The organism is Mesorhizobium sp. M0621 (genome assembly GCF_040320745.1).
Lineage (GTDB): Bacteria > Pseudomonadota > Alphaproteobacteria > Rhizobiales > Rhizobiaceae > Mesorhizobium.
In genome coordinates, this window is sequence record NZ_JAMYQF010000021.1 from 12,043 (window position 1) to 23,901 (window position 11,859).

Here is an 11,859-nt window from a genome sequence, read left to right on the forward strand (position 1 = left end):
CTTTTGGGCGACATGCATCTGGCCGCCGAATCAGGCGGCGATCTTCAAGGCGCGAAAACGCTCAAGCAGTTGCGGCCGGTTGAATGGCTTCAAGAGATAGCCCTGGGCGCCGGCGCGCTTGGCCCGCATGATCGAAGCGATATCGAGTTCGACCAGTGAAATCAGGATCTGCGGCTTTATCGGGCTCTCCATGGCGCGCACGCGACGGATGAGATCGACCGCCGGTACGTCCGGCAAGGCGCCATCGACGACGATGATGTCGGGCATGTCGGCGGCGCACATCTCCAGCGCGTCAAGGCCGCTGGCGGCCTCGATGACAACCATGTCGGAACCGCCCAGGATGCGTTTTGCAACCTTCCTGATGACGCTTGAATCGTCGACGAACATGCAGCGTTTCATTTCCGGGTCCTCTTTGCCGTCTGGCAATCCGGTAGCGTCGGGGGCATCCAGACGCACCATAGGCCAATCTGGTAAAGAAGCCGAAAAGGCGTTAGGTAAAATTTTTGCAAAGATGGCGGCTGCCGGTTTTTATTCGCGAATGCTTCAACGCCGCCTAGGCAATTAAACGCATTTCATGTCGATGAGCCGGAATTACAGATTTCGATGTGAAAATACTTTGGCTTCTCGACTGCGCGATCAGGCTGCCGCAAACACGATTTCTTCCGGCGTCGCGTGGATCGATATCGTCATGCCGGCTTCGCGCGCCAGGAGCAGCGTGTAATAGGGTTGCACGGAATGCGCGTCGATCGGTTCCTCCGGCTTGTGGCCGGAATGCAGTTCGAGGAATTTCGGCGGCACACGCAGCATCGGGCCAGCCGCCGCGAGTGCGAAGCGCGGCTCGGTCTCGAGGTTTTCCAGCGTCACGGTAAGTTTGCCGCCGCGCGGAATGGCGGCGTTGGCGACCAGGATCAGGTTGAGCAGCAGTTTGACCTTGTTCTTGGGCAGCAGCGCACGGGTCCCGTTCCAGGTTAGTTCCGGCTTTTCGTTCTTGAGGAAGGCGATGGCGACCGCTTCGGCATCGCCGGTATCGATCAGCATGCCGGCCGAGCCGGCGGCGCCGAAGGCGATGCGGGCGAACTGCAGGCGGGCCGAAGCGTTGCGGGCGCTCTGACGGATCAGCTTCATGGCATCTTCGTCGGCGCCGCCCTCGTCGAGCAGTTCGAGCCCGTTGTTGATCGCGCCGACCGGCGAAATGATGTCGTGGCAGACCCGGCTGCACAAAAGCGCCGCCAGGTCGGGTGCGGAAAGGGTGAACAGATCGGCCATCGGCGAAAATCCCTGCAAAATCTTACAACTCATGGCCGAGCGATCGATCGTCGCCTGCCCACACGAATCACGCTCTCTCCTCGAGCTTTCTGAATACACAGCGCCCGTGCGTGCAGCAACAAATCCAAATTGTGGGTATGGCAAATGGCGTGTTCACGCAGGCTGCCGACCCCACTTAAGCGACCTCAAACAGCCTTTGAACCGCCATGTTCATGTGGGAGCTTAATGGTTGAAAAAGGATTACGGCATAGTTTGCCCGTAACAGTTACCCTTAACGGCCGGCTAAAAGAGCCGTACGGGGTGCGAGGCGTCGGCGAAGGTGCTCCCTGACGGAGATTGGAAGCATGTTTTCCCGATACTACGACCGGAGCTTTCTCCGCGTCTTCTCAATGGCGATCACGCTCCTGGGCGTTCTCGTCTTCTCGACTTCAGCCCTGCGGGCCCAGGAATACACCGCTCAGGAGATTGTCGATTCCGGTCACAAGTTCTTCGGCGCGACATCGGGCGGGCTCGCCACGGTCGTCGAGAAGATCTTTGCTTCCTACGGCCTGCCCAACGGCTATCTGCTGGGCGAAGAGGGCTCGGGCGCGCTGATCGGCGGCCTGACCTATGGCGAAGGCACGCTCTACACCAAGAATGCCGGCGATCACAAAGTGTTCTGGCAAGGCCCGTCGCTCGGCTGGGATTTCGGCGGCGAAGGGTCGCGGGTGATGATGCTGGTCTACAATCTCGACGATGTGGGCAGCCTCTACAACCGCTATGGCGGCGTCGCCGGTTCGGCCTATGTGGTGGCAGGCGTCGGCTTCAACGTGCTGAAGAACAACAATGTGGTTTTGGTGCCGATCCGTACCGGTGTCGGTGCCCGGCTCGGCGTCAATCTCGGTTATCTGAAGCTTACCGAGCGCGCCACGTGGAACCCGTTCTGAGCTAATTCCTTGGCTTTGTGCATATCGTTCTCCCAAAACCGGGACCACTTTGGACGACGTGCGTTAAACCCGTCACGTTGCGGCAGACCCTTGCCGCAACGCTGGATTTCCGCCATGTCAACGTGGCACAGTCAAAAGCGCTCGATGCGCTTTGGTTTTATCTTGTTGCAGTCGTTGTCCCAAAACCGGTTCCCACTTTTGGGTGACATGCATTAGTTTGATGGTTGCCGTCCACAACGGGTAGTCACTTGGTCCAGTCGGTCCTGTTCTTCGTCCTCGGTTTTCTCTGCGCCGGCTTTCTGGCGCTTATGGTGGCTCCGGCCATATGGCGTCGTGCCGTCACCCTGACACGCCGACGTATCGAAGCCTCGATCCCTCTGACGCAAACCGAGATCCAGGCGGACAAGGATCGCGTCCGCGCCGAGTACGCCATGTCGACACGTCGCCTGGAAATCAGCGTCAAGGCGTTGCGCGAGAAGGCGGCCGAACAACTCGTCGAGATCAGTCGCTGCCACGAGGCCCTGAAGGGGTTGACGGTCGAGCGCGTGGACAAGAACCAGGCGCTGACCGAACTGGGTGCCAAGAACGAAGCGTTGCGTCAACGCGAGGGCGAGTTGCAGCAGCTTTCGGAGCGTCTCAAGGAAACCGAACGCAAACTGGAAAAGCGCGAGCTCGAGCTGGAAAAGCTGGAGCGCATGTATGACGATGCCAGTTTCTCCTCCAGTAACCGGCAGATCGAGCTTGTCGCGCGCGAATCCGAGATGCAGAAGCTTGCCAGTGACATTGCGCTGCTGCGCGGCCAGCGCAAGGAGGCGGACAGGCGCGGCCAGGAGATCGCGGCCGAAAGCAAGGCAGCGCGCGAAGCCCTGAAAACCGAGAAGAAAAAGACCGCCGAGCTCGACAAGAAGGTCGAACGGCTGCTGGCGACACTTGCCGACCGCGAGGACAAGCTGGACCGCCGCGAAAAGGAGCTGGCGCGCATGCGCGAAGAATCGAAGGCCGAAGACAGTGCACTGGCCTTGCGGCTGGTCGGCAAGGGCGACGTCGCCAGGAGCGATGAACTCGACAAGGCAATCGCCAAGCTCGACAGCGACCGTGAGCGGCTCGAGGCCAGGCTGACGGCACTGGCACGCGAGAACAAGCGGCTGAAGGCGGATCTCACCGCGCTGGCCGCATCCAATCCCGCAGACGGCAGTTCCGCCTTGCGCGAGCAGATGAACGACCTGGCGGCGGAGGTCGTCCATCTGACGGCCAAGCTCGAGGGGTCTGGTTCGCCGATCGCCAAGGCACTGGCGGTGCCGTCGGATGCACGCTCCGGCAACGGTGACCGCAGTCTTGCCGACCGCGTGCGGGCACTGCAAAAGGCCGACGCGTCAAGCTGATATCGGGCTGAAATCAGGTTTCTTTTGCCGAGAAATGATGCAGCGCGATGGCTGATGCGGCCGCGACGTTCAGGCTGTCGAAACCTTCCGACATGGTGATCCGCACGGTGTGCAAGCGTGCGAGCAGGCTGTCCGGCAAACCTTCGCCCTCAGCACCGAGATAGAGCGCCAGGCGTCCGCTCCGCTGCGCATCGCGTATGTCGGTCTGCCCGCGTGGTGTCAGGGCGAATTGTTCGAAGTCCCGCCGGGCGAGCATTGCCGTGAAGCCGGCGGCGTCGGTGAACGACGCGAAAGGGATCTTGAGCGCGGCGCCGACTGAAACGCGGATCGCCTTGCGGTAGAGCGGATCGCAGCATGTCGCATCCAGCAGTATCGCGTCGGCACCAAAGGCGGCGGCGTTGCGGAAGATAGAACCCATATTGTCATGATTGGCGATGCCGACGAGCACCACGACCAGCGTCCTGGCCGGCAAGGCATCCAGCAGGACCTCGGCGGACTGCGGCGTCCCCTTGCGGCCGATGGCCAGAATGCCGCGATGCATGTGAAACCCGGCGATTGCGTCCATCACCGTGCTGGTGGCGACATACACCGGGAGGTCGGCCGGCGCCTTGCGCAGGATGCCCTCGAGACCGGCCAGCCGGTTCTCCAGAACCAGTACCGATTCGGCGCCAAAGCGCCCAGTCGAGAGCAGTAGGTCCAGCACCACCTTGCCTTCGGCGACGAAGCGGCCTTGCCGGCCGGCGAGATCGCGCTCGCGGATGTCGAGATAGGCAGCGACGCGCGGATCTTGCGGGTCGTCGATGCGAATGGGATCCATGTGTTCCTCGCGGCCATCGCATCGGCCGAAAATCCGGGCCGATTTCCCGGCGCTCACCGTTGGGTTCGGAAAGCACGATGCGACAATTCGGGACGGTCAGCCAGCTCCATGCGCCCGGATGGCGCATGTCGCTCTGAAATCGCCGGCGAGGGGGCTACAGGACGGTCAGGTTCCGGCACGGCGCAAACGGTGCGCCATCTGGGACAGGTCATCCTTGCCGCTGCCGAAAATGCCGTCCAGCATGACAAGCAATTCGCGCACGGCGTCGGATTTGCAGGAATAGTAAATCATCTGCCGGTCACGGCGGGTGTCGACGAGGTCGAGCGCACGCAACTTGGCCAGATGCTGGGATAGTGCCGATTGACTGAGCATCACCTTCTCGGCGATGGCGCCGACCGACATTTCACCGTCGGCAAGATAGCTCATGATCAACAGCCGTTTCTCATTGCCCATCAGCATGAGAAATTCGGCCGCGGATTCGGCGTTGACGATTAGCTTTGTCGAGACCATTGATGCCCCATGCTTCTTGTTCATCCCGACGCCATGGGGGCAATGGCATCTGATTCCATAAACTCACTTGTGAACCGGCGCTGGCGATTCAGCGCCACCGCTAAAAGGTAGAGCATTTCATTAAAATCTCAAGTGTTGCTTTTGATCAAACATAATTAAGTCCGGTCGCCGGCGTCGACCGAGGCCCGGCCGCTCCTGGCCATCTCGACCAGAACGTGCCGCAATTCACGCGCTGCCGCCAGGGGTTGTGGGAAGAAAACCCGGCAAGTGTCGTCACCTGATACCAGATCCATGCCATCGGCATCGAATCCGGCAACGGTCCAGCCGTTGCCGGATGCTGTCGCGAAATGCCGTGCATACACGGCGAGCGCGTCGAGATGGTCGGCGTTCATGTGGTCGATGGCGGATTGCTCGCTCGCCGCCAGTTCCTCGACAATCGGCCCTCTGGTGAGCAAATCCGATTGATCGAGATGATAGGCCTTGCCGAAACCGCCGTTAAGGCTGGCGCGTTGCGGCTCGAGGCGAAAGATCGAAAAGTCGCCAAGACCGGCGTAAAGTTTCGCCTTGGGATTGCGGTTGAGGTAACGGCGCTCGGCGCGGGCGTGCTCGCTTGATTCGCGCTCAAGCCGCGCCGCCCGGCAAACCAGTGTCAGGCGCGGGTGCGCCAGCGGATCGCCTTTGCCGGGTTCGCCAAGCAACAGGGAGCAGCGCGGATCGGCAAGCAGGGCGCCGGTGTGCGCCGAGAGCATCGACACCAGGATCAGCGGCGCGCCATCGATGTCGGTCGCCACGCCGACCCTGCTGGCCAGCGGCGAGCCGGTTTGTGGTTCGATCACCGCCAGCGCACCAAAACGGGCGTTGCGCAGAAGCGTCTTGGCCAGCCGCATCGCTTCGGCGTCCGTCTCGCGGATCACGTCCTTCTTCGGCTCGTCCAAGGCATCACCGCAATAAGTGGATTTTCTTTCTCCAATTATCTGTCGAACAAACCGGATTTGACAAGGTCGTCGATCTCGTTTTTCGAAAACCCGAAACGCGCCAGCACCGTCGATGGGGCGAGATCGCCGTTGGCTGGCTTGGTGGCCGGTGTCGGCTGCGAGCCGGAGAAACGCGGCGCCGGGGCAGGGCGCTCAAATGCGCCTGCCGTCACGAAGGCGTTGCGCGCCCGATTGTGCGGGTGCTGCTTCGCCTCATACAGCGACAGGACAGGGGCGACGCAGGCATCAGTTTGGGCAAACAGCTGGTCCCAGTCGTCGCGTGATTTCTGCCGGACCCGATCGGCAATGGCCGCGCGCATCGGCGGCCACAGCGCCTTGTCGTACTGACCGGCCACAAAGCGCTCGTCGAGCGGCAGCAGTCTGGCGAATTCGGCGAAGAATTGCGGCTCGAGGCACCCGACGGCGATGTGGCGCCCGTCCGACGTCTCGTAAGTGTCGTAGAAAGGGGCGCCGGAATCGAGCAGGTTCGCGCCGCGCTTTTCGCTCCACAACCCAGCCGCCATGAAGGCGTGCAGGGGCGCCGCCAGCATCGAGGCGCCTTCGACCATCGCGGCGTCGACGACCTCACCCTTGCCGGTGCGCGAGCGTTGGAACAGGGCGGCCAGCAGGCCGGCGACCAGCATCATGGCGCCACCGCCATAGTCGGCGACGAGGCTGAGCGGCGGGACAGGGCGGCCGTCGGCGTGGCCGATGGCGTGTAGCACGCCGCAATAGGCCAGGTAGGTGATGTCGTGGCCGGCGCGACCGGCGAGCGGGCCGTCCTGACCGAAGCCGGTCATGCGGCCGTAGATCAGCGCGGGATTGCGCGCCAGCACCGCTTCCGGGCCGAGGCCAAGCCGTTCCATGACACCGGGGCGAAACCCTTCGAGCAACATGTCCGCCTTCTCGGCAAGGCGCAGCAGCAGATCGGCGCCTTCCCGGCGCTTCAGGTCGAGACGCAGGATGGCGCGGCCGTGGCGGTCGATGTTGTACTCGTCCGGCAGCGACGGGAGGGGCTGGCTCGTCCCCTTCCGCTCGATGCGCAGCACTTCGGCGCCCATCTCCGAAAGCATCAGGCCGGCCAGCGGGACGGGGCCGAGCCCGGCCATCTCGATCACCTTCAGCCCGGCAAGCGGGCCGGTCCTGCCGGGAGCGGACGGGCCGGTGCTCATATCCGTCTATTTCGGCGCCATGCGGATGGCGCCATCGAGACGGATGGTCTCGCCGTTCAGCATCTGGTTTTCGATGATGTGCAGGGCGAGCGCGGCATATTCGGATGGTTCGCCCAGGCGCGAGGGAAAGGGCACGGCGGCGCCCAGCGAATCCTGCACCTCTTGCGGCATGCCGGCCATCATCGGCGTCTTGAAGATGCCGGGCGCGATGGTGCAGACGCGGATGCCGGAACGGGCGAGGTCGCGCGCCACCGGCAGCGTCATGCCGACGACGCCGCCCTTGGAGGCCGCATAGGCAGCCTGGCCGATCTGGCCGTCATAGGCGGCAACCGAAGCGGTGTTGACGATGACGCCGCGCTCGCCGCCTTGCAGCGGCTCGAGCTTTGACGCGCGCTCGGCGACGAGGCGGATCATGTTGAACGTACCGATCAGATTGACCTCGATCACCTTGCGGTACTGATCGAGGGGATGGGGACCATCCTTGCCGATCGTCTTCACCCCAATGGCGATGCCGGCGCAATTGACCAGGATCCGCGGCTCGCCAAGCTTGTCGGCGACGTCGGCGAGTGCAGCGGTCCCACTGTCGGCGCTGCTGACGTCGCACTGGACGGCAATGCCGCCGATCTCGGACGCGACCTTGGCCGCGCGATCGATGCCGACGTCGAAGATCGCAACGCGGGCGCCCTTGGCGGCCAGCGCGCGTGCCGTTGCCTCGCCGAGGCCGGAGCCGCCGCCGGTAACGATCGCGATCTGGCCGTTCGGGTTCATGGCGTCATCCTTTAATCTCAGGAACAGTGGGACGGATCAGGCGCCAGATCGACGGGGAAGGTCAAGCCGTCACCTAGACGTGCTCGCCGACCCTGGCCTGGCTGGCATGGCAGACCTCGCCCGAGAGCCTGGCGACCGCGCCCGGCGCTATCTCGTGCGACAGCAACCGGTCGAGATCGACGGGGCGCGGCATCGAAATCTGGCCGCGCGGGATCCGTTTGAAACCGAGCGGCCCATAGTAGGGTTCGTCCCCGACCAGCATGACTGCGGGCGCACCGGTTTTGGCGGCGGCCTCCAGCGCGATCGCCACCAGCCGACGGCCGATGCCGAGATTCTTGAAGGCCGGCCGCACCGCAAGCGGCCCGAGCATCAGCGCGCGACCGACGCCGGCGGCGATGCGGGTCATGCGCACCGAGGCGACTACAATGTCGCCATCGACGGCGACAAAGGACAGCGAGCGTTCGTGCCCTCCGGCTTCACGGATCTTGTAGGCGGCCAGCACAAAGCGGCCCGGCCCGAAGGCTTCGTCGTTGATGGCTTCGATCTGGAGGTCATGCGCCGGGGTTTCCGGCAGGTATTTCACGTCGGCAAGGCTCATGGTCTTCGCGTTCCGGTAAGGAGGAAAGGTTTGCTGCAAACGGCAGCATTCGCCAGTCAGCGCTTCATTAAGCGCGGGCGCCCTTTCGTCGTCGGTCAAACCGGATCAAAGCAAAATCGAACATGCGGATTGTCCGCTAGCATCAATTTTCGGCCGCTGCAATCGGCCGTTTTTGCCGTCGTTTCGGCCAAGTGACGGTCTGTTCAGCACTTGACGCCTTCGACAGACCGACCTTGCGCCTAAATAGGCAAAAAGGACGCAAGGAGATTTGCATGGGATTGCTGGTCGACGGCAGGTGGCAGGATCGCTGGTATGATACGGCGGATAACGGTGGCAGGTTCGTACGGGCGCGGTCACAATGGCGCGATTGGATCACCGTTGACGGGGCGCCGGTTGAAGGCCGAACGCGCGGCTTCAAGGCCGAGCCCGGCCGCTATCATCTCTACGTCTCGCTTGCCTGTCCGTGGGCGCACCGGACGTTGATCTTTCGCGCGCTGAAGAAGTTGGATGGCATCATATCGGTGTCGGTGGTGCATCATTTCATGGGCGCCAACGGCTGGACGTTTTTGGCTGAGGATGGCGCTACCGGCGATACGCTTTACGGCCTCGACTTCCTGCATCAGATCTATGCCAAGGCCGATCCCGCCTATTCGGGCCGGGTGACGGTGCCGGTGCTGTGGGACAAAAAGGAACAGACCATCGTCTCCAACGAATCTTCCGAGATCATCCGCATGCTGAATTCGGCTTTCGACAAATGGGGCGATGCCAGCCTCGACTTCTATCCGCAGGCGCTGCGCGGCGAGATCGACAAGGTCAACGCGCTGGTCTATCCCGCCATCAACAACGGCGTCTATCGCGCCGGCTTCGCCACCACGCAGGCCGCCTATGAGGAAGCGTTCGGCGAACTGTTCGCGGCGTTGGATACGCTGGAGGAGCGGCTGTCAAAACAGCGCTATCTCGTCGGCAACCGCATCACTGAGGCCGACTGGCGGCTGTTCACCACTTTGGTGCGCTTCGACCCGGTCTATTTTGGCCATTTCAAATGCAATCTGTGCCGCATCGCCGACTACCCGAACCTGTCCAATTTTTTGCGCGACCTTTACCAAGTGCCTGGTGTCGCCGAGACCGTGAACCTGCACCACATCAAGGCGCATTATTACGGCAGCCACGAGACGATCAATCCGACGCGGATCGTGCCGGTCGGGCCGGAACTCGATTATGGCGCACCGCATGACCGGGCGCGGTTCAGCAAGGCGGCGGCTGCCTGATCTACCAGTAGGGCGAGGGCTGCTCGCCGCCAAAAACCTCGGCGATCCGGCGCAGCGTTGCCGGTGTCGTTCCCTGCGGCAGGCGATCGAGCGGGAAGAAGCCGGCTTCGGCGATCTCGTGGTCCGGGAGTTTGGGCGCCGTCTGGCCGAAGTGCTCGATCACGTAGAAGCCGACATGGTCACGCCGGCTGGCGTGGCGGTTGAAATGCATCGATTTGAACACTGGCGGGGCGGTCAGCGCGATGTTGCCTTCCTCGGCCAGTTCACGTGCCAGCGCCTCGGCAAGCGTCTCGCCGATTTCGACACCGCCGCCGGGAAGCTGCCAGCCCGGAACATAGGTATGGCGGATGAGGAAGACGGAATTGGATGCCGTGTCGTGGATCAGGCCGCGCACTCCAAGCGTCATCGGCCGCCGCAGCACGAAATAGAGATGGAACAGCCTGGCCCTCAGACCCGCCCAGCCGGCTTGGCGGAAGGCATCTTCAGGCTTCACCATCAGGCGCGAAACCGTGGCTGGAAAGCCAAGCGCGGGTCGCCTATGAAGGAGAAATGTTCAGGCTCGCGCATATTTCCGATGTCCATCTGGGGCCGCTTCCCGATGTATCCTATCGCGATCTCGCCTCCAAGCGCGTGCTTGGCTACGTCAACTGGCAGCGCAACCGCCGCCGCCATATGCATGACGCCGTCATCGACACGATCGTCGCCGACATCAAGGCGAACGCGCCTGACCATCTCGCCGTCACCGGCGACCTGGTCAATCTGGCGCTCGACGGCGAGATCGAGATGGCCAGGCACTGGCTGGAGACGCTGGGACCGCCGCATGATGTTTCGGTCGTTCCGGGCAACCATGACGCCTATGTGCCTGGCGCTTTCGACAAGGTCTGCCGATCCTGGGCAGCGTGGATGAGCGGCGACGGCATCAACTCGCCGGTCGACCGCAACGCCTTTCCTTATCTGCGGGTGCGCGGCGATGTCGCGCTGATCGGCGTCTCGACGGCGCGCGCCACAGCACCTTTCATGGCCAACGGTTTCTTCATGGAAGGCCAGGCGGCCCGGCTCGGCAAGCTGCTCGACGCCACGGCCAAACAAGGGCTGTTTCGCGTCATCATGATCCACCATCCGCCGGTGCGCGGCGCGGTTCCGCAGCACAAGCGGCTGTTCGGCATCGCCCGCTTTCACAAGATCATTCGCCGCCATGGCGCCGAACTTGTCCTGCACGGCCATTCGCATCTGCCGTCGCTGTTCTTCATTGGCGGTCGAGGCGTCAGGATCCCGGCGGTCGGCGTTGCTGCCGCAGGCCAGGCACCGGGCGGCAACAACCCGGCGGCGCAGTATAATCTGTTCGACATCGACGGCGAAAAGGGCAATTGGCGGATCCGGCTGACGCGGCGCGGCCTGACCGGGCCGTCGATACCGCCATCCGATCTGCAAACGCTGGAGCTTGGCACGGAGGCCGGAGCCGCTATGGCCGCAAGCTGAGGCTCATGGCGACGATACGATCCCAGAACAAGACGACCGACACCACAAGGCCGACCAGTGCGCCGGCGGCGACCAGGCCAAGCCCGGACACAAAGGCCGACCAGCCGTTGCTGCGCGTCGTCGCGCGCAGTGGCGGTTCGGCTTCCGGGACATCGGCGCGTTTCATGCCGGCGATAGCCGGCTCGACCCCGCCTTCCATCATCCTCTGACGCTCGACGATGCGCTCGGCGACATAGCGCGTCACGGAATCGGCAACCGGCTTCATCTCGGTCGATTCGGCAAGCACCACCCGGCCGATACGGGTGTCCTTGAGGAAGCGATAGGTGCGGCGGTCGCGTCCCATGGCAACATGGCTGACGGCGTCGATCCACAGGCGCGGCTGCAAGCCTGACGAGACGACAAAGTCGAAATTGTCCATGTCGGCCGGAACATCGGCAAAAACCGGCGCCAACTCGGCGGCGAGCAGATCGAGGCGCATGCGATGCGCCTCGCGCATATCGACGACGACGTCGTCGCGGTCGGCGAAGGCATTCTTCACATCACGGATGGCATCGGACAGTGTCTTCGACTGGTCGATGGTCTTCTCGCCTGCTTCCTTCATCGGCGTTTGCCTCGCGGGTTGGTTAACATGGCGTTAACACAGCCGCCGGCAAAATGCACTGGCGAGATGGACGGGATCGAGGCGCGCACGAAGGTTGT

The 11,859-nt window shown here is 63.0% G+C and carries 14 protein-coding genes; 4 read left to right on the forward strand and 10 right to left on the reverse strand.

The genetic code is table 11. From position 1 onward, the window contains the following. Positions 1-30 precede the first annotated feature (30 nt). Complete coding sequence (locus NKI38_RS16515; RefSeq protein ID WP_352627521.1) at positions 31-399, reverse strand: response regulator transcription factor; 369 nt, start codon at positions 397-399, stop codon at positions 31-33. A 237-nt stretch (positions 400-636) separates the two neighbouring features. Next, complete coding sequence (gene chpT, locus NKI38_RS16520) at positions 637-1,266, reverse strand: histidine phosphotransferase ChpT (RefSeq protein WP_352659271.1); 630 nt, start codon at positions 1,264-1,266, stop codon at positions 637-639. 389 nt (positions 1,267-1,655) lie between these two features. On the opposite strand from chpT, the gene NKI38_RS16525 reads away from it, so the two are divergent. Further along, complete coding sequence (locus NKI38_RS16525) at positions 1,656-2,192, forward strand: DUF1134 domain-containing protein (protein WP_352627713.1); 537 nt, start codon at positions 1,656-1,658, stop codon at positions 2,190-2,192. Between the two features lie 248 nt (positions 2,193-2,440). Then, a complete protein-coding gene (locus tag NKI38_RS16530; RefSeq protein WP_352659273.1) occupies positions 2,441-3,574 on the forward strand; it encodes a coiled-coil domain-containing protein in 1,134 nt (377 codons plus the stop codon). 13 nt (positions 3,575-3,587) lie between these two features. Here the strand turns inward: NKI38_RS16530 and NKI38_RS16535 are convergent, their stop codons facing one another. From NKI38_RS16535 to NKI38_RS16560, 6 genes are all read right to left on the reverse strand, one after another. Next, complete coding sequence (locus NKI38_RS16535) at positions 3,588-4,391, reverse strand: TrmH family RNA methyltransferase (protein ID WP_352659275.1); 804 nt, start codon at positions 4,389-4,391, stop codon at positions 3,588-3,590. Between the two features lie 165 nt (positions 4,392-4,556). After that, positions 4,557-4,901, reverse strand: a complete 345-nt coding sequence (locus NKI38_RS16540) for an ArsR/SmtB family transcription factor (protein ID WP_023760638.1) — start codon at positions 4,899-4,901, stop codon at positions 4,557-4,559. A 155-nt stretch (positions 4,902-5,056) separates the two neighbouring features. Further along, positions 5,057-5,836 (reverse strand): HugZ family pyridoxamine 5'-phosphate oxidase, encoded by a 780-nt coding sequence (locus NKI38_RS16545; RefSeq protein WP_352659277.1) that lies wholly within the window; start codon positions 5,834-5,836, stop codon positions 5,057-5,059. 35 nt (positions 5,837-5,871) lie between these two features. After that, positions 5,872-7,047 (reverse strand): CaiB/BaiF CoA transferase family protein, encoded by a 1,176-nt coding sequence (locus NKI38_RS16550; RefSeq protein ID WP_352659279.1) that lies wholly within the window; start codon positions 7,045-7,047, stop codon positions 5,872-5,874. A 6-nt stretch (positions 7,048-7,053) separates the two neighbouring features. Beyond that, complete coding sequence (locus NKI38_RS16555) at positions 7,054-7,815, reverse strand: 3-hydroxyacyl-CoA dehydrogenase (protein WP_352659281.1); 762 nt, start codon at positions 7,813-7,815, stop codon at positions 7,054-7,056. A gap of 73 nt (positions 7,816-7,888) precedes the next feature. Then, positions 7,889-8,413 carry a GNAT family N-acetyltransferase gene (locus NKI38_RS16560; protein WP_352659283.1) on the reverse strand — a complete coding sequence of 175 codons (525 nt, stop codon included), beginning with the start codon at positions 8,411-8,413 and terminating at the stop codon, positions 7,889-7,891. A gap of 272 nt (positions 8,414-8,685) precedes the next feature. Between NKI38_RS16560 and NKI38_RS16565 the strand changes: the two genes are divergently transcribed. Then, on the forward strand, positions 8,686-9,681 hold the full coding sequence (locus NKI38_RS16565) for a glutathione S-transferase family protein (protein WP_352659285.1): 996 nt from the start codon (positions 8,686-8,688) through the stop codon (positions 9,679-9,681). Position 9,682: 1 nt separating this feature from the next. Here NKI38_RS16565 and NKI38_RS16570 read toward each other — a convergent pair whose 3' ends face one another. Next, positions 9,683-10,177, reverse strand: coding sequence for an NUDIX domain-containing protein (locus tag NKI38_RS16570; RefSeq protein ID WP_352659287.1), 495 nt, complete (start codon positions 10,175-10,177; stop codon positions 9,683-9,685). A 53-nt stretch (positions 10,178-10,230) separates the two neighbouring features. Here NKI38_RS16570 and NKI38_RS16575 point away from each other — a divergent pair, with 53 nt between their 5' ends. Beyond that, positions 10,231-11,160 (forward strand): metallophosphoesterase family protein, encoded by a 930-nt coding sequence (locus NKI38_RS16575; RefSeq protein WP_352659289.1) that lies wholly within the window; start codon positions 10,231-10,233, stop codon positions 11,158-11,160. On the opposite strand, the gene NKI38_RS16580 is transcribed toward NKI38_RS16575, so the two are convergent. After that, positions 11,144-11,761, reverse strand: coding sequence for a hypothetical protein (locus NKI38_RS16580; RefSeq protein WP_352659291.1), 618 nt, complete (start codon positions 11,759-11,761; stop codon positions 11,144-11,146). The two genes, NKI38_RS16575 and NKI38_RS16580, sit on opposite strands and share 17 nt — an antisense overlap. Positions 11,762-11,859: the final 98 nt, after the last annotated feature.